Origin of the sequence: Comamonas sp. BIGb0152, assembly GCF_024809975.1 — a bacterium.
Lineage (GTDB): Bacteria > Pseudomonadota > Gammaproteobacteria > Burkholderiales > Burkholderiaceae_C > Comamonas.
Map to the genome: position 1 here is coordinate 389,040 of NZ_JANUDY010000002.1, position 17,886 is coordinate 406,925.

General features: G+C 62.2%; 14 protein-coding genes. 5 read left to right on the forward strand and 9 right to left on the reverse strand.

The window, feature by feature from the left end:
• Nucleotides 1-2: 2 nt before the first annotated feature.
• The 9 genes from prmB to M2375_RS05325 all read right to left on the reverse strand — a co-directional run bounded on the left by prmB (nucleotide 3) and on the right by M2375_RS05325 (nucleotide 10,268).
• On the reverse strand, nucleotides 3-914 hold the full coding sequence (prmB, locus tag M2375_RS05285; protein ID WP_259164400.1) for a 50S ribosomal protein L3 N(5)-glutamine methyltransferase: 912 nt from the start codon (nucleotides 912-914) through the stop codon (nucleotides 3-5).
• A gap of 102 nt (nucleotides 915-1,016) precedes the next feature.
• Nucleotides 1,017-2,165: a succinyl-diaminopimelate desuccinylase gene (gene dapE / locus M2375_RS05290; protein ID WP_259164401.1), complete on the reverse strand. Its 1,149-nt coding sequence runs from the start codon at nucleotides 2,163-2,165 to the stop codon at nucleotides 1,017-1,019.
• A 95-nt stretch (nucleotides 2,166-2,260) separates the two neighbouring features.
• Nucleotides 2,261-3,421, reverse strand: coding sequence for a PilT/PilU family type 4a pilus ATPase (locus tag M2375_RS05295; RefSeq protein WP_259164402.1), 1,161 nt, complete (start codon nucleotides 3,419-3,421; stop codon nucleotides 2,261-2,263).
• Between the two features lie 159 nt (nucleotides 3,422-3,580).
• On the reverse strand, nucleotides 3,581-4,405 hold the full coding sequence (dapD, locus tag M2375_RS05300) for a 2,3,4,5-tetrahydropyridine-2,6-dicarboxylate N-succinyltransferase (protein WP_259164403.1): 825 nt from the start codon (nucleotides 4,403-4,405) through the stop codon (nucleotides 3,581-3,583).
• 3 nt (nucleotides 4,406-4,408) lie between these two features.
• Complete coding sequence (gene dapC / locus M2375_RS05305; protein ID WP_259164405.1) at nucleotides 4,409-5,617, reverse strand: succinyldiaminopimelate transaminase; 1,209 nt, start codon at nucleotides 5,615-5,617, stop codon at nucleotides 4,409-4,411.
• A 103-nt stretch (nucleotides 5,618-5,720) separates the two neighbouring features.
• Nucleotides 5,721-6,464: an electron transport complex subunit RsxB gene (gene rsxB / locus M2375_RS05310; protein WP_259164780.1), complete on the reverse strand. Its 744-nt coding sequence runs from the start codon at nucleotides 6,462-6,464 to the stop codon at nucleotides 5,721-5,723.
• Complete coding sequence (locus tag M2375_RS05315) at nucleotides 6,464-7,795, reverse strand: polyhydroxyalkanoate depolymerase (RefSeq protein ID WP_259164406.1); 1,332 nt, start codon at nucleotides 7,793-7,795, stop codon at nucleotides 6,464-6,466. Before M2375_RS05315 ends, rsxB begins: the two co-directional genes overlap by 1 nt.
• A 260-nt stretch (nucleotides 7,796-8,055) precedes the next feature.
• Entirely contained in the window at nucleotides 8,056-9,126 is a 1,071-nt protein-coding gene (locus tag M2375_RS05320) for a GTP pyrophosphokinase family protein (RefSeq protein WP_259164407.1), read from the reverse strand.
• Between the two features lie 56 nt (nucleotides 9,127-9,182).
• Nucleotides 9,183-10,268: an AI-2E family transporter gene (locus M2375_RS05325; RefSeq protein WP_259164408.1), complete on the reverse strand. Its 1,086-nt coding sequence runs from the start codon at nucleotides 10,266-10,268 to the stop codon at nucleotides 9,183-9,185.
• A gap of 247 nt (nucleotides 10,269-10,515) precedes the next feature.
• Here M2375_RS05325 and M2375_RS05330 point away from each other — a divergent pair, with 247 nt between their 5' ends.
• The 5 genes from M2375_RS05330 (at nucleotide 10,516) to zapE (ending at nucleotide 17,872) form a co-directional block, all read left to right on the forward strand.
• Nucleotides 10,516-13,395 carry a 2-oxoglutarate dehydrogenase E1 component gene (locus M2375_RS05330; RefSeq protein ID WP_259164409.1) on the forward strand — a complete coding sequence of 960 codons (2,880 nt, stop codon included), beginning with the start codon at nucleotides 10,516-10,518 and terminating at the stop codon, nucleotides 13,393-13,395.
• 39 nt (nucleotides 13,396-13,434) lie between these two features.
• The gene (odhB, locus tag M2375_RS05335) at nucleotides 13,435-14,697 is read left to right on the forward strand and encodes a 2-oxoglutarate dehydrogenase complex dihydrolipoyllysine-residue succinyltransferase (protein WP_259164410.1); all 1,263 of its coding nucleotides are present in this window, start codon (nucleotides 13,435-13,437) and stop codon (nucleotides 14,695-14,697) included.
• 75 nt (nucleotides 14,698-14,772) lie between these two features.
• A complete protein-coding gene (locus tag M2375_RS05340; protein ID WP_259164411.1) occupies nucleotides 14,773-15,225 on the forward strand; it encodes a hypothetical protein in 453 nt (150 codons plus the stop codon).
• A 2-nt stretch (nucleotides 15,226-15,227) separates the two neighbouring features.
• Complete coding sequence (gene lpdA, locus M2375_RS05345) at nucleotides 15,228-16,655, forward strand: dihydrolipoyl dehydrogenase (protein ID WP_259164413.1); 1,428 nt, start codon at nucleotides 15,228-15,230, stop codon at nucleotides 16,653-16,655.
• 113 nt (nucleotides 16,656-16,768) lie between these two features.
• Nucleotides 16,769-17,872 (forward strand): cell division protein ZapE, encoded by a 1,104-nt coding sequence (zapE, locus tag M2375_RS05350; RefSeq protein WP_259164414.1) that lies wholly within the window; start codon nucleotides 16,769-16,771, stop codon nucleotides 17,870-17,872.
• Nucleotides 17,873-17,886 lie beyond the last annotated feature (14 nt).

Genomic DNA, 17,886 nt, shown 5'->3' on the forward strand with positions numbered 1-17,886 from the left:
GATTACAACTGTGTGGGTTGCTCTTGCGACCAGTGCATCAGCGCCTCGCGGGTCAGCAGCAGTACCTGCTCGTCGCCCGCGCTGGTGTCCATCCAGAACACCGGCAGGCCAGGGAAGGCTGCCTCGAAGTATTCGCGCTCGTTGCCGATTTCCAGCACCAGCACGCCGTCTTCGTTCAGGTGCTGGGGCAGCGCCAGAATCAGCCCGCGCACAAAATCCATGCCATCCTGGCCACCGGCCAGCGCCAGCGCGGGCTCGGCCTGGTACTCGGGCGGCAGGCTGGCCATGCTCTGGGCATTGACATAGGGGGGGTTGCAGAGGATCAGATCCCAGGGTCCGTGCGCCTGCGCCATGCCATCGGATTCGACCAGCTGCACGCGGTCTTGCAAGCCATGCTGGTCCACATTGATGCGGGCCACGGCCAGTGCATCGGCCGACAGATCGGCGCCGGTGACCTGCACATCGGGGTAGGCCATCGCTGCCAGGCAGGCCAGGCTGCCGTTGCCGGTGCACAGGTCCAGCACCTGGCGGGTCTTGTCGCTCAGCCAGTCGTCAATGCTGCCATCGGCCAGCAGCTCGGCAATCAGGCTCCGCGGCACGATGGAGCGCTCGTCGATGTAGAAGGCTACGCCTTGCAGCCAGGCCTGTTGGGTCAGATACGCAGCGGGCTTGCGGCTGCGGATGCGTTCGGCGATCAGTTGCTCCAGCTTGCTGCGCTGCGCGTCGCTCACCGCTTGGCTGGCGACAGAGTCTGCGCCATCGGGGCTGGTATCGCTGTCCACCGGCAGGCCCAGCGACCACAGCACCAGCCAGCTCGCTTCGTCCTGGGCGTTGGTGGTGCCATGGCCAAAATGCACGCCAGCAGCGCTCAGGGCCGCGGCGCTGTCATCAATCAGGGTGCGGATAGTGGTCATGGCTCAACTCAGGCAAAAATCAAAGACCGCCATTGTAGGCCTTCTAGGCCTTCAAACCGATGCCGCAAGCTGCGCGCCAGCCAAGGCTGGCGCCAGGCACTGTCAGCGCGCCAGGTTCTCCAGAACGCGGCGGTAGATGTTTTTCAGCGGCTCGATATCGGCCACAGCCACGCACTCGTCAATTTTGTGAATGGTGGCGTTCGACGGCCCAATCTCGATGACTTCCGGGCAGATGTCGGCGACAAAGCGGCCATCGCTGGTGCCGCCGGTGGTGGACAAGGTGGTTTCCAGCCCCACTTCGTCGCGGATCGCCTGCTGCACGGCGGTGACCAGCACGCCGGGCGTGGTGAGAAAGGGCTTGCCGCCCAGGGTCCATTTCAGGTCGTACTCCAGCGCATGGCGCTCCAAGGTGGATTTGACCCGGGCCTTGAGGTTCTCGGCCGTCGATTCGGTGCTGAAGCGGAAGTTGAAGTCCACCACCATCTGGCCGGGGATCACATTGCCCGCGCCGGTACCCGCGTGGATGTTGCTCATCTGGAAGCTGGTGGGCGGGAAAAACGCATTGCCCTCGTCCCAAACCGTGTTGGCCAGCTCGCCGAGCGCGCCCAGGCCCTGGTGAATGGGGTTGCGGGCCAGCTGCGGGTAGGCGATATGGCCTTGCACGCCATGCACGGTGAGCTTGCCGGTGAGGCTGCCGCGCCGGCCGTTCTTGACCATGTCGCCCAGCTGGCGCACAGCGGTGGGTTCGCCCACCAGGCAGTAGTCCAGCACCTGGCCGCGCTGGCGCAGTTGCTCGACGACGACCGCAGTGCCATCCACGCTCGGGCCTTCTTCGTCACTGGTCAGCAGCAGGGCAATATCCAGTGGCGCTGCAGCGTTCTGGGCGACAAATTCCTCGGCCGCCACCACAAAGGCGGCGATGGAGGTTTTCATGTCGCTGGCGCCACGCCCATAGAGCTTGCCGTCGCGGTGCGAGGGGGTGAAGGGGTGCGAGTTCCACTGCTCCAGCGGGCCGGTGGGCACCACATCGGTGTGGCCGACGAAGACCAGGGTCTTGGCACCGGCCACGCCGCTGCGGCGCAGCGCCCAGAGGTTGCTTACCCGAAAGCTCTCGGGCCCGCTGTCCATGCGTTCGCAGGCAAAGCCCAGGGGCTGCAGCAGGTCGGAGACCATGTCCAGACAGCCTTCGTCGAGGGGCGTCACGGAAGGACGGGCGATCAGTTGCTCGGTCAGTTGCAAAGTGCGGGACATATCGACAGTACGGTAGGGCGGGGTAATTGAGCAGCAATGCGGCCCGCAGGCCGCATTCAGCGTGGCGCGCTGCCCCTTGGGCAACGGCCGCTATCTTACTCTTGGTTCACATCGAGCACGATCTCGGTGAACGAGGCGCTGTCGTCCAGATCCGGCTGGGCAGCCACCTGGGCCTTGGCGGCATTGGCGGCCAATTGGAAGTCGTTTTGCAAACGCCACATCAGGTTGGTGGGCGAGTCGGCATTGGACAGCCCTTCTTCGCGGCTGATTTTGCCGCTGTGGATCAGCTCGGCCAGTGCGCCTTCGAAGGTAACCGAGCCCTCGGCCATGGATTTTTCCATGGCCTCGCGCACGCCCGAGAAGTTGCCTTGCTCGATCATCTCGCTGATGAGCTTGGTGTTGAGCATCACCTCAATGGCGGCGGCCCGCTTGCCCTGGACGGTTTTGACCAGGCGCTGCGAGATGACGGCGCGCAGCGCCGAGGCCAGGTCGCCCAGCATGGTGGGACGCACTTCGACGGGGTAGAAGCTCAAAATGCGGTTGAGCGCGTGGTAGCTGTTGTTGCCGTGCAAAGTGGCCAGGCACAGGTGGCCGGACTGCGCGTACGCAATGGCGGCCGACATGGTCTCGCGGTCGCGGATTTCGCCGATCATGATCACATCGGGCGCCTGACGCAGCGCGTTCTTCAGGGCCGTTTGCAAGGAGGCGGTGTCGCTGCCCACCTCACGCTGGTTGATGATGGAGCGGCGGTTGGCAAACTGGTACTCGATCGGGTCTTCCACCGTCAGGATGTGGCCGCTTTGCTGGCCGTTGCGGTGGTCGATCATTGCAGCCAGCGAGGTGCTCTTGCCCGAGCCGGTGGCGCCGACAAACAGCACCAGGCCGCGCCGGGCCATGATGAGCTCCTGGAAGATATCGGGCAAACCCAGCTGCTCCAGGCTGGGGATCTCCTGGGGCACATAGCGGATGACCACGGCGCAGCTGCCCCGCTGGTGCATGGCGCTGACGCGGAACCGGCCCACGCCTTCGAGCGGTACGCCGATGTTGAGCTCACCGGTCTCATCGAGCTCTTCGATGCGTTCGGGCGGCACAATCTCGGCCAGCAAACTGCGGGGCGCATCGGGCGTCAGGGTCTGGTTGTTGAGGGGAATGCACTCGCCCTGGATCTTGACGAGTGCCGGCGCATTGGCCGACAGATAGACATCCGAGGCTTTGTTGTCCGCCATCAGGCGCAAGATTCGCTCCATGGTTCCCATGTCGTTTCCCTCCAGTAATTTGTGCTGTGATTGTAGGCTTAGCCAACGGCTGAATAGACGATGTTGCGCCTGCGCCGCAGTCAAGGGGGGCAGGGAACGGCCACAAAAAAGCCCTGCGGCGCAGGGCTTGCAGGGCTTGTTGGAAGCGGTGGCGGCAGATCAGTCGCGCAGCAGGTCGTTGATGCTGGTCTTGGCGCGGGTCTCGGGCGTCACTTGCTTGACGATCACGGCGCAGTACAGGCTGTGGCTGCCGTCCTTGGCGGGCATGGAGCCGCTCACCACCACCGAGCCCGAAGGCACGCGGCCGTAGCTGACTTCGCCGGTCATGCGGTTGTAGATCTTGGTGGACTGGCTGATGTACACGCCCATCGAGATGACCGAGTTCTCTTCGACGATCACGCCTTCGACGATTTCGGAGCGGGCACCGATGAAGCAGTTGTCTTCAATGATGGTGGGGTTGGCTTGCAGGGGTTCGAGCACGCCGCCCAGGCCGACGCCGCCGGACAGGTGGACGTTCTTGCCCACTTGCGCGCAGGAGCCCACGGTGGCCCAGGTGTCGACCATGGTGCCTTCGCCCACATAGGCGCCGATGTTGACGTAGGAAGGCATGAGGATGGCGCCCTTGGCCACATAGCTGCCTCGGCGGGCGACCGCAGGGGGCACCACGCGAACGCCGGTGGCGGCGATATCGGCTTCGGACATGCCGGCGTACTTGGTAGGTACCTTGTCGTAGAAGTTCAGATCGCCGGCTTGCACCAGGGCGTTGTCCTTGAGGCGGAACGACAGCAGCACGGCCTTCTTGATCCACTGGTGCACGGTCCACTGGCCCACGCCTTCACGGGTGGCCACGCGCAGCTCGCCCTGGTCCAGGGCGTTGATCACATGGTCGACTGCATCGACGATTTCTTTAGGGGCGGAGGCGGACGACAAGGTCGTGCGGGCTTCCCAGGCGGATTCGATGATGGTTTGCAGTTGTTGCGTCATGGTTTAGGCTTTTTTCCAGGATTGAATGAATTGGGCAATGCGCTGAGCGGCCTCCAGGCATTCGGCGGTCTGTGCCACCAAGGCCATGCGGATGCGGCCTGCGCCGGGATTGCTGCCATTGAAGTCACGGGCCAGATAGCTGCCTGGCAGAACCGTGACATTGTATTGGGCATAGAGTTCGCGTGCGAACTCGGTGTCGGACAAGCCCATCTGCTCGGGCACGCCGGCCCAGAGGTAGAAGCTGGCGTCGGGCAGCTGCACGTCCATCACGGCCGACAGCAGGGGCGTGACTTCGGCAAACTTGCGGCGGTATTGCTCGCGGTTGTCGTCGACATGGCGCTCATCGCCCCAGGCGGCAATGCTGGCCGCCTGCACCGGCGGGCTCATCGCGCCGCCCTGGTAGGTGCGGTACAGCGTAAAGGCCTTGATCAGCTCGGCATCGCCGGCAACAAAGCCGCTGCGCAGGCCGGGCACATTGCTGCGCTTGGACAGGCTGGTGAAGGAGACCAGGCGGCGGAAATCGCCGCGGCCCAGCTGCGCGGCTGCCTGCATGCCGCCCAGCGGCGGCTCGTCGCGGAAGTAGATTTCGCTGTAGCACTCGTCAGACGCAATGACAAAGCCATAGCGGTCCGACAGCTCGAACAGCTTCTTCCATTCGTCGAGCGGCATCACCGCGCCGGTGGGGTTGCCGGGCGAGCAGACAAAGATCAGCTGCGTACGCTGCCAGATGTCCTCTGGCACGCTGGCCCAGTCGACCGCAAAGTTCTTGCTGGCGATGCTGGGCACGTAGTAAGGCGTGGCACCGGCGAGCAGGGCCGCGCCTTCGTAGATTTGGTAGAAGGGGTTGGGGCAGAGCACGACCGGGTCGGGTCGGCTGCTGTCCACCACCGTCTGCGTGAAGGCAAACAGCGCCTCGCGGCTGCCGTTGACGGGCAAGGTGTGCTTTTGGCCATCCACCTGCAGGCCGTAGCGCGTGGACAGCCAGGCGGCAAAAGCCTCGCGCAGCGCGGGCGTGCCAGCGGTGGCCGGGTAGACCGCCAGGCCGGCCAGGTTGCCCGAGAGCGCTTGCTCGATAAAGGCGGGGGTGGGGTGGCGGGGCTCACCGATACCCAGGCTGATGGGCGACTTGTCTGCGGGCGGCGTGACACCGGCAAACAACTGGCGCAGGCGCTCAAACGGGTAGGGCTGCAGTTTCTGAAGCAAGGGGTTCATAAGCCAGCCATTATGGTGCAGCGGCGCCGGTTTTTTTGTGCCGTCCTGTCATGCCCGGTAGGGGCTTGGCGGCCTTTGGCGGTCGCCAGCCGCAGTCCCGCCGTTAAGACGAGTGATTGCCGCCTTGTTGCTGTTTGGCTTTGGCCAAAATGGCGGCCAGGATTGCCTTTTTGTCGGCCGTGGCCGGGACTGCCAGCTTGGCCTTGCTGGCTGCGGTATTTTGCGATGCGGCAGCGCTGACGGCGGTCGCTTGGGCCGCCTGGGCGGTGATGGCCGCAGGGGCCACCGGGCTGGGGTCTTTCGGGCGGTAGGCGCGGTCCAGGCGCTGCTGGTGTTTTTGGTAGCGCTGCCGGGCCTCGTCGGCTTGCGCCGGGCTCCAGGCGGCCCAGCCGGTGGCCTCGCCACTGGCATTGTCCAGCTCGATGCAGTCCACCGGGCAGACCGGCAGGCACAGCTCGCAGCCGGTGCAGGCATCCGCAATGATGGTGTGCATGCGCTTGTTGGCGCCCAAAATCGCATCGGTGGGGCAGGCCTTGATGCACAGGGTGCAGCCAATGCACCAGTTCTCATCGATGCGGGCGACCACGCGCACGGCTTCCAGCCCGTTGTCGGGGTTCAGCGGCAGCGCGGGCTGCCCGGTGATGGCGGCCAGCCGCAGCACGCCTTCCTGGCCGCCGGGAGGGCACTGGTTGATGGCCGCCTCGCCCTGGGCAATGGCCTGGGCGTAGTGGCGGCAATCGGGGTAGCCGCAGCGCGTGCACTGGGTCTGCGGCAAGGCCGCATCAATGGTGCCAATGAAAACAGCCAGCGCTGAGGCTGGCTGGTGGCTGGTTTTGTGGGTATCGATCACACCGTGTGCAAAGTATTCTGCTTGGAAGCTGCCGATTTTACGCTGCCGGCAGGACGCTCTTCCACCCGGTTGTTGGCCAAGATGAAATCCTTGAGCATCGGGTAGACCATGGTGCGCCAGCGCTTGCCGCTGAAGATGCCATAGTGACCCGCGCCCTTGACCTCGAAGTGGCGGGTGTCGACTTCCTTGAGGCCCGTGCACAGGTCATGGGCCGCCTGGGTCTGGCCTGAGCCGGAGATGTCATCGAGCTCGCCTTCGACCGTCAGCAGCGCGCTGTGGCGGATGTCCTGGGGTTTGACCAGCTCCAGCTCACCCTCAGGCGAACGCACCTGCCAGGTGCCCTTGACCAGCGCAAAGTCCTGGAACACCGTCTGTATGGTTTCCAGGTAGTAGGCGGCGTCCATGTCCAGCACGGCGTTGTACTCGTCGTAGAACTTGCGGTGGTGTTCGACGCTGTCTTCGTTGCCTTTGAGCAGGTCCTTGAAATAGTCGTAGTGGCTCATCGCATGGCGGTCCGGGTTCATGCTGACAAAGCCCATGTGCTGCAAGAAGCCGGGGTAGACCAGGCGGCCTGCACCGGGGAAATTGCCGGGCACCGGGTGGATCACATTCGACTCGAACCACTGCAGATCGTGCGTGGTTGCCAGGTTGTTGACCGTGGTGGGCGATTTGCGCGCATCGATGGGGCCGCCCATCATGGTCATCGACAAGGGGGTCTTCTCGCCACGGCTGGCCATCAGCGAGACGGCGGCGAGCACCGGCACCGTGGGCTGGCAGACGCTCACCACATGGCAGTTGCCGTAGATGCCCTGGATGTGGCGGATGAACTCCTGCACATAGTTGACGTAGTCATCGAGGTGGAAGATGCCTTCGCTTTGCGGTACCAAACGGGCATTGGTCCAGTCGGTGATGTAGACCTTGTGGTCCGTCAGCATGGTGCGCACGGTTTCGCGCAGCAAGGTGGCGTAGTGGCCCGACAGGGGGGCCACCACCAGGACCACCGGCTGCTGCTTCATCGCCGCCAGGCTGGTCTGGTCGTCCGAGAAGCGCTTGAAGCGGCGCAGCTCGCAAAAGGGCTTGGTCAGCTCGATGCGTTCATGGATGGCGATCTCATGGCCATTGGCCTCGACGGAGTTGATACCGAAGGCGGGCTTTTCGTAGTCCTTGCCCAGGCGGTAGAACAGGTCGAAACCTGCAGAGGCGCGCTGTGCCGTGCTGGTCTGGCTGACAGGCCACAGCGGATTGCTCAACATCTTCGATGTGGCGTGGGCATATTCTGCAAAGGGCTCCATCAGGGCCCGCTGGGTTTCATACAGTTGATACAGCATCAAAACTCCGTGAATGTTGCGTTGCAATATAGCAGCAGCCCGTGTCAAAAAGCACGGCCATGCATGCTCGTAAACACGGGGAGGGCCTGAAAATCTGGCTTTGCGCGCCCTCCAGGCCTGTGCTAAACCCGTCTGCCACCCGCATGGCTGCTGCAAAGTGGCCTGCGGTACATGCCTGGTTATAGAGATTAATTTTAACTAATGACTGACGGTCTTGCTAAAGTATTGCGCTGCCGGGCGTATGCCGGCCAGACCGGTTTTCAATCGTCATGGGTGCTGTTGGCCGGCTGGCGCTGCAGCCATTCTTCAAAGGCCTCTCGGGCCGAGTTGCGCAAGGCCTTGCGAAAGCGCTGCTTGTCCTCCAGGTACAGGCAGTGGCGCATGACGGTGAAGGGGTTGAAGCTGCTCGACGGGTAGCGGTGCTGAAAATCCGCCTTGTAATGCCGCACGGCGGTGACATGCTTTTGCACCACGCCAAACAGCCAGGAGGCATGGCGCACGGCAAAGTCCTGCAGCAGCTCGTCGAGGAAAAACTCCACCTTCTGCGGATCGAACTCGTAGCCGGGAAAGTGCTTGTGCCCAAAGGCGACAAAGCTGAAGGCATCGAGCGGCTCGTTGGTCTCGCTCAGGCCGGAGGCAAGCAGGTTGTCTGCCTCTTCCTCGGCCCGCGACAAGGCCAGCGCCTGGCTGGTTTCATTGCGGATCTGGAGAAACTCGCGGTCGGCCAGCTCGAACAGCGCAGACAGGATGTTGATGCGCCGCTTGAGGTTGGTCGGGATCGACTTCTTGTACTTGATCTTGTGGTCCAGCTCGCTCCAGGAGTCCTGGATGATGGTGCGGATCTGCAGCTCGAAGGCCTGATCGGCATAGGCCTGGTGCTCGGTCAGCTGCGCCTGCTGCTGGTTGAGCCGCAGGTCCATGTGGATGCCCTTGTAGCCGAACTCGGACTCCGAGTCTTCCATCGGCGAGGTCTTGTCGGTGATGTCGATTACATCGAAGTACTCGCGCACCCGGGACATGATGGCGGGCGGCTCGTCCTCATACAGGCAGACCACGCGCACGCCGATCAGGTCGGTGATGTAGTCCTGGATGGCATAGTCTTCGGCCCGGTCTTCGACAAAATTGCGGTATTTGCGCTTGAACTTGCGCACGCATTCGTCGGCCGTTTTCACCCGGCACTCAAACTTGGCGATGTTGACGCCTTCGAGGTTGCTCAAGATCGCATGGATCAGCGCGTTGTAAGAAGCAGCGGCTGCCTTGAGGGTGGGCAGCTGGGCCGCATAGAAATCCAGGAACTCCTGTTTGCGGGATTCAAAGTCGCGTGCGGGCATGGGTTAGGGGCGCAGAGTAGAAGGGCGGGCGCAGCGCGCCCACCAAAGACAAGAGGTTACTTGGCACTATTGTCCACCTCGGCGACATCGCTGATGTGCGCCTGCGGTGCAAAAAGATCCCAAACGGCGATGAACAAGGCGGCAATCAGCGGGCCGATGACGAAACCGGTCAGCCCGAACAGCGACAGGCCACCCAAGGTGGAGATGAGGATCAGGTAGTCGGGCATCTTGGTGTCCTTGCCCACCAGCAGTGGGCGCAGCACGTTGTCGACCATGCCCATGATGCCGGCGCCGTAGCCCGTAAGAATGAGGCCTTCGGTGGTGGAGCCGGTGGCAAAGTAATAAATGGCGACCGGTGCCCAGACAATGGCGGCGCCGACGGCGGGCAGCAAGGACAGAAAAGCCATCACCACGCCCCAGAGCAGCGAGGCCTCGATACCCAGAATCCAGAAAATGATGCCGCCCAAGGCGCCCTGGGTGGCAGCGACTGCCAGGTTGCCCTTGACGGTGGCGCGCACCACGGTGATGAACTTGGCGCCGAGCTTGCGCTTGTGGGCATCGTCCAGCGGGGTGGCGGCCAGAATCTTGCGAATCAAGGTCTTGCCATCACGCAAGAAGAAGAACAGCAGGTAGAGCATGATGCAGAAGCTCACCAGAAAGCCCATGGTGTTCTGGCCAATGGCCAGCACCTTGGTCGCCACATACTGGCTGGCCTGCACCGAGATGCCGGAGATCTTCTCCTGGATCACCTTGGGGTCGTTCAGGTTGAAGCGTGTCAGCAGGTCCAGCACCCATTGGGGCATGGCGTTATAGATCTGCTGGAAGTACTGGCCGAAGTTCATCTCGCCCGAGTGCACGCTCTCGTAGATGGTGGCCGCTTCCTTGGCCAGCGAAATGGACAGCAGGATCAGCGGCAGGATCACCAGCACCAGACAGAGGATCAGGGTAATCAAGGCCGCAATAGTCGGGTATTTGGGGAGGCGGACCAGGATTTTTTTGTGTAGAGGCGTAAACACAACAGCGAAGATCACCGCCCAGAAAACGGCCCCCTGGAAGGGGAAAAGCACGGCAAAAAAGGCAATGGTGACGCCTATTAGCAGCAAGATGAATGCTTTGTCGTGAAGAGGGTGGTTGTTGAACATCGCGCGCAAGGGTGTGATTGGATAGCGCAAATGTATCTGAGTCTGGCCCAAACCAGCGTCATCCCAATCCCACGCCGCAAGCCACGGGGCCATCCAAGGACAACAACAGGCGGAAGTGGCACAATACCGGTTGATCGGCCCTTCCCAGCCACAGTCGCATCCGCCAATCGGTTCAGCCGTGTCGCGGAAGGTTGTTTATATGCACCAGCTAATGCTTTCCAGAGGAAAGCGGAGGTCAGCGGAGAAAATGAGCGATACGAATTCTGTGTATCAAGCCTACCAAGGCAACACCTATCTCTTCGGCGGCAATGCCCCCTATGTCGAAGAGATGTATGAGAACTATCTGGATAACCCAGGCAGCGTACCAGACACCTGGCGCGCTTACTTTGATGCACTGCAAAACGTCCCCGCACTGGACGGCAGCAACGCCAAAGATGTCCCTCATCTCCCGGTCGTCAACGCTTTTGCCGAGCGTGCCAAGCAAGGTGGTACCAAGGTTGTTGTAGCCTCTGGTGCTGATTCTGAACTGGGTCGCAAGCGCACCGCTGTGCAGCAGCTGATTGCTGCGTACCGCAATGTCGGCGCACGCTGGGCGGATCTCGATCCCTTGAAGCGCCAAGAGCGCCCTGAGATTCCAGAGCTGGATCCGGCTTTCTACGGCTTCGCGGATGCGGACCAGGAAACCGTGTTCAACACCAGCAACACGTTCTTCGGCAAGGAATCCATGCCGCTGCGTGAGCTGCTGAACGCGCTGCGCGAAACCTACTGCGGCACCCTGGGCGCCGAGTACATGTACACCGCCGAGCAGAACCAAAAGCGCTGGTGGCAACAAAAGCTCGAAACCATCCGCAGCAAGCCCGCCTACAACGCCGACCAGAAAAAGCGCATCCTCGATCGCCTGACGGCAGCCGAAGGCCTGGAGCGCTTCCTGCATACCAAGTATGTGGGCCAAAAGCGTTTCTCGCTGGAAGGTGGCGAGTCCTTTATCGTCGCGATGGACCAGCTGATCAATGCCGCTGGCGTGACCGGCGTGCAGGAAATCGTGATCGGCATGGCCCACCGTGGCCGTCTGAACGTGCTGGTCAACACCCTGGGCAAGATGCCCAAGGACCTGTTTGCCGAGTTCGACCACACCGCCCCTGAAGAGCTCACGGCCGGTGACGTGAAGTACCACCAGGGCTTCAGCTCCGATGTGTCGACCATTGGCGGCCCCGTGCACTTGTCGCTGGCCTTCAACCCCTCGCACCTGGAAATCGTCAACCCTGTGGTCGAAGGCTCGGTGCGCTCGCGCATGGACCGCCGCAACGACCCCCAAGGCAAGCAAGTGCTGCCCGTGCTGGTGCACGGTGATGCGGCCTTTGCCGGCCAGGGCGTGAACCAGGAAACGCTGGCCCTGTCCGAAACCCGTGGCTACACCACGGGCGGCACGGTGCACATCATCATCAACAACCAGATTGGTTTCACGACCTCCGATCCTCGCGATCTGCGCTCGACCACGTATTGCACCGACATCGTCAAGATGATCGATTCGCCGGTGCTGCACGTCAACGGTGATGATCCCGAAGCGGTGGCCTTGGCCATGCAGATGGCTTTGGATTTCCGCATGGAATTCTCCAAAGACATCGTGGTGGACATCATCTGCTACCGCAAGCTCGGTCACAACGAGCAGGACACCCCTGCACTGACCCAGCCGCTGATGTACAAGAAGATTGCCCAGCACCCTGGCACCCGCAAGCTCTACGCCGACAAGCTGGCCACGCAAGGCCTGGGCGAGACCTTGGGCGATGACATGGTCAAGGCCTACCGCGCTGCGATGGATGCGGGCAAGCACACGGTCGATCCGGTGCTGACCAACTTCAAGAGCCAGTACGCCGTGGACTGGAGCCCCTTCCTCAACAAGAAGTGGACCGACAGCGCCGACACCGCCATCCCCGTGGCCGAGTGGAAGCGTCTGGCCGAGCGCGTCACGACCCTGCCGGACTCGGTCAACCCGCACCAGCTGGTCAAGAAGGTCTATGACGACCGCGCAGCCATGGGCCGTGGTGACATCAACGTGGACTGGGGCATGGGTGAGACCATGGCCTACGCCTCGCTGGTGGCCTCCGGTTACCCGATCCGTCTGTCGGGCGAAGACAGCGGCCGCGGCACCTTCACCCACCGCCACTCGGTCGTGCACGACCAAAAGCGTGAGAAGTGGGACGAGGGCACCTATATCCCGTTGCAGAACGTGGCCGACAACCAGGCACCGTTCACCGTCATCGACTCCATCCTGTCGGAAGAGGCGGTGCTGGGCTTCGAATACGGCTACGCCTCCAACGATCCCAACACCCTGGTGATCTGGGAAGCGCAGTTCGGCGACTTTGCCAACGGCGCGCAGGTGGTGATCGACCAGTTCATCGCCTCCGGTGAAGTCAAGTGGGGCCGTGTCAATGGCCTGACCTTGATGCTGCCACACGGCTACGAAGGCCAGGGCCCTGAGCACAGCTCGGCACGTCTGGAGCGTTTCATGCAGCTGTCGGCCGACCAGAACATGCAAGTGACCCAGCCGACCACGGCTGCGCAGATCTTCCATTTGCTGCGTCGCCAGATGGTGCGTCCGCTGCGCAAGCCGCTGATCATCATGACGCCCAAGTCGCTGCTGCGTAACAAGGACGCCACCTCGCCCGTGTCGGAATTCACCTCCGGTGGCTTCCAGACCGTGATTGGCGAGCGCAACGAGGCGATTGTTGCCGCTGCCGACAAGGTCAAGCGCGTGATTGCCTGTTCGGGCAAGGTCTACTACGACCTGGTCAAGAAGCGCACCGAAGAAGGCAGCACCGACGTGGCCATCATCCGTGTCGAGCAGCTCTATCCCTTCCCGCACAAGGCCTTTGCTGCTGAACTCAAGAAGTACAGCAACGCCAAGGACATCGTGTGGTGCCAGGACGAGCCGCAAAACCAGGGTGCCTGGTTCTTTGTGCAGCACTACATCCACGAGAACATGCTCGATGGCCAGAAGCTGGGTTACTCCGGCCGTGCTCCTTCGGCATCGCCTGCGGTGGGCTACTCGCACCTGCACCAAGAGCAGCAAAAGGCGCTGGTCGAAGGCGCATTCGGCAAGCTCAAAGGCTTTGTGCTGACCAAGTAAGCACGACCTCAGTATTTAACGAATACAGAAAGAATTGTTATGGCAATCGTAGAAGTCAAAGTCCCGCAGCTGTCCGAGTCGGTCGCTGAAGCCACCATGCTCACCTGGAAGAAGAAGGCCGGTGAAGCTGTTGCAGTCGACGAAATCCTGATCGAGATCGAAACCGACAAGGTCGTGCTCGAAGTGCCTGCGCCCGCCGCTGGCGTGCTGACCGAGATCGTGCAAGGCGACGGCGCCACCGTGATCGCTGACCAGCTGATCGCCAAGATCGACACCGAAGCCGTGGCCGGCGCCGCTGCAGCCCCTGCTGCCGCAGCAGCTGCACCAGCCGCTGCCGCTCCTGCCCCGGCTGCTGCACCCGCAGCTGCCGGTGGTAACAAGGGCGATGTGGCCATGCCCGCTGCTGCCAAGCTGCTGGCGGACAACAACCTGGCAGTCGGCGCTGTGGCCGGCTCCGGCAAGGACGGCCGCGTCACCAAGGGTGATGTGCTGGCTGCTGTGGCTGGTGGCGTCAAGTCCACCGCTGCGGTGATTCCTACCGGTGCACCGACCAAGTCGCTGCCCCAGGTGGCATCGCCCGCCGCTGCCCAAGACCTGGGTGAGCGCCCAGAGCAGCGCGTGCCGATGAGCCGTCTGCGTGCCCGTATCGCCGAGCGTCTGCTGCAATCGCAGTCGACCAACGCGATCCTGACCACGTTCAACGAAGTGAACATGGCGCCGGTGATGGCCCTGCGCAAGAAGTTCCAGGACGACTTCACCAAAGAACACGGCGTCAAGCTCGGCTTCATGTCCTTCTTCGTGAAGGCAGCAGTGCATGCCTTGAAGAAGTACCCCGTGCTGAACGCCTCGGTCGATGGCACCGACATCATCTACCACGGTTACTTCGACATCGGTATCGCCGTGGGCTCGCCACGCGGTCTGGTGGTGCCCATCCTGCGCAATGCAGACCAGATGAGCTTCGCCGACATCGAAAAGAAGATTGCCGAATTCGGCAAGAAGGCGGCGGACGGCAAGCTGGGCATCGAAGACATGACCGGCGGCACCTTCTCCATCTCCAACGGTGGCACCTTCGGCTCGATGATGTCTACCCCCATCATCAACCCACCACAATCGGCCATCCTGGGCGTTCACGCCACCAAGGACCGCGCCGTGGTTGAAAACGGCCAAGTGGTGGTGCGTCCGATGAACTACTTCGCGATGTCCTATGACCACCGCATCATCGACGGCCGCGAAGCCGTGCTGGGCCTGGTGGCGATGAAGGATGCGCTGGAAGATCCATCGCGTCTGCTGTTCGACCTGTAATCGGGTCGCCCGGCAGTGATGCTACGCGTTTTGGTGGCTGCAGCGTCCGCACTTGTGCTGGGCGCCTGCGGCACCATGCCCCGTCCTGCAGCGCAGGATGTGGCAGCGCAAAGCTGGAGCGGGAACTACCGCTTCCAGTGGGCCGCAGGCACGCAAGCTGCGCGCCGTGGCCTGCCGGCTCCGGCACAGGTTCGCATCCGCCCCATCACCTCTGCCAAGCAGGTGCCGGGTGCGAAGGCGGACGGCAATGGCCCGCAATGGGCCATTTCGTTTGTCGGCGAGCCGGGCGCGCCGCTGCCGCTCATCCCCTTCAAGGCCCAAGGCTATGAAGAGATGGGCTGGGCAGCGATGCGCGCTGGCGGCCAGATCGCATGCCTGGAGTCCGGCTCCTTCATGTTCGTCTGCCGCACGCACCCCGGTACCACCTTGTCGTTCGGCCGGCAGAACGACGAACAACTGACCACCAAAACGGGCCTCTTCGGTGTGGCATTGCACCAGGGCAGTTTTGAACTAACACCATTGGATTAATCATGAGCAAGCAATTTGATGTCGTCGTGATCGGCGGCGGCCCCGGCGGCTATGTGGCTGCCATCCGTGCAGCCCAGCTGGGCATGCAAGTGGCATGTATCGACGAGTGGAAGAACGCTGCTGGCGGCCCCGCACTGGGCGGCACCTGCACCAACGTGGGTTGCATTCCCTCCAAGGCACTGCTGCAGTCGTCCGAGCATTTCGAGCATGCCAACCTGCACTTTGCCGACCACGGCATCTCCACCGGCAAGGTGAGCATGGATGTGGCCAAGATGATTGCCCGCAAGGACACCGTCGTCAAGCAGAACAACGACGGCATCCAGTACCTGTTCAAGAAGAACAAGATCACCTTCTTCCACGGCCGTGGCTCCTTCGTGAAGGCCGCTGATGGCGGCTACGAAATCAAGGTCGCTGGCAAGGACGAAGAGTCCATCACCGGCAAGCAGATCATTGTGGCCACCGGCTCCAATGCCCGCGCACTGCCTGGCGTGCCTTTCGACGAAGACAAGATTTTGTCGAACGACGGCGCTCTGCGCCTGGGCGCTACGCCCAAGAAGCTGGCCCTGATCGGCGCTGGCGTGATCGGCCTGGAAATGGGTTCGGTCTGGCGCCGTCTGGGCACCGAAGTGACGGTGCTCGAAGGCATGGACAAGTTCCTGCCTGCCATTGATGAGCAAATTGCCAAGGAAGCCAAGAAATCCTTCGACAAGCAAGGTCTGAAGATCGAGCTGGGTGTGAAGGTTGGCGAGATCAAGGCCGACAAGAAGGGCGTGCAGATCAGCTACACCAATGCCAAGGGCGAAGCCCAGCAACTGGATGTGGACCGCCTGATCGTGTCCATCGGCCGCGTGGCCAACACCATCGGCCTGAACCCCGAAGCCGTGGGCCTGGCCCTGGACGAGCGTGGCGCCATCGTGGTGGACGAGAACTGCAAGACCAACCTGCCTGGCGTGTGGGCGGTGGGCGATGTGGTGCGTGGCCCGATGCTGGCCCACAAGGCCGAGGAAGAGGGCGTTGCCGTGGCCGAGCGCATTGCCGGCCAACACGGCCATGTGAACTTTGGCACCATCCCATGGGTGATCTACACCAGCCCCGAGATCGCATGGGTGGGCCGTACCGAGCAGCAGCTCAAGGCCGATGGCGTGGCTTACAAGGCCGGCACCTTCCCGTTCCTGGCCAATGGCCGCGCACGTGCGCTGGGCGATACCACCGGTATGGTCAAGTTCCTGGCCGATGCCACGACCGACGAAATCCTGGGCGTGCACATGGTCGGCCCGATGGTCTCGGAGCTGATCTCCGAAGCCGTGGTGGCCATGGAGTTCAAGGCATCGAGCGAAGACATCGCCCGTATCTGCCACGCCCACCCGTCGCTGTCGGAAGCGACTAAGGAAGCGGCCCTGGCCGTGGACAAGCGCACCCTGAACTTCTGATCCTGAAGTTTTAGGCGAAAATAGCCTCTGGTGCAGATTGGTTCTGCGCCAGAGGCTATGTCATTTAGAAGACCGTAAACAGGTTCTTATAGCAACGAGAGATTGAGACACCCATGGGTACAGCGGTAAGAGATGCATACGAGGCCGAACTCAAGGCCAAGGGTTTTCAGAGTGATCCCGCGCAGATGCGTGCAGTGGACGCCTTGCAGCGCTGTGCTGATGAGTGGGAGCAGTACAAGAACAAGCGCTCCAACCCGCTCAAGAAGCTGATCAACCACCCCGACATTCCACGCGGGGTGTACATGTATGGCGGGGTGGGGCGCGGCAAGAGCTTCATCATGGATTGCTTTTTCAACGCCGTGCCGCTGCGCCGCAAGGTGCGCCTGCATTTCCATGAGTTCATGCGCGAGGTGCAGCGCGAGCTGACCTTGCTCAAGGGCACGCAGGACCCGCTCGACGTGCTGGGCGCCAAGATCGCCAAGAAGTACAAGCTCATCTGCTTTGACGAGTTCCATGTGGCGGACATCACCGATGCGATGATCCTCTACCGCCTGCTGCTGGCCTTGTTCAACAACGGCGTGGGCTTTGTCACCACCTCCAATTTCACGCCCGATGGCCTCTACCCCGATGGCCTGCACCGCGACCGCATCCTGCCGGCCATTGACCTGCTCAATGCGCGCATGGACGTGATCAACGTCGACAACGGCACCGACTACCGCCGCCGTGCGCTGGAGCTGGCCCAGCTCTACCATTGCCCCCTGGGCCCCGAGGCCGATGCTGCGATGGAGCTGACCTTTGCGAAACTCGCCGAGGTGCCCGATGAAAAACCGGTGTTCAAGATCGAGTCGCGCGAGCTCAAGCCGCGCCGCCGCGCAGGGGGCGTGATCTGGTTTGATTTTCATGAGTTGTGCGTCAACCCACGCTCGCAAAACGACTACCTGGAGCTGGCCACCCAGTTCCACACCGTGCTGCTGTCCAATGTGCCGCAGATGTTTGTCAACATGGCCTCGCCCGCGCGCCGCTTTACCTGGCTGGTCGACGTGCTCTATGACCGCCGCGTGAAGCTGATTTTGTCGGCCGCCGTGCCGCCCGAGCAGCTCTACACCGAAGGGCCGCTGGCCCATGAATTCCCGCGCACGGTCTCGCGCCTCAACGAGATGCAGTCGCAGGAGTATTTGTCGCTGGAGCGACGCGTGGTCGATACCGCGCTGACTTAAGAGAAGAGGGATCT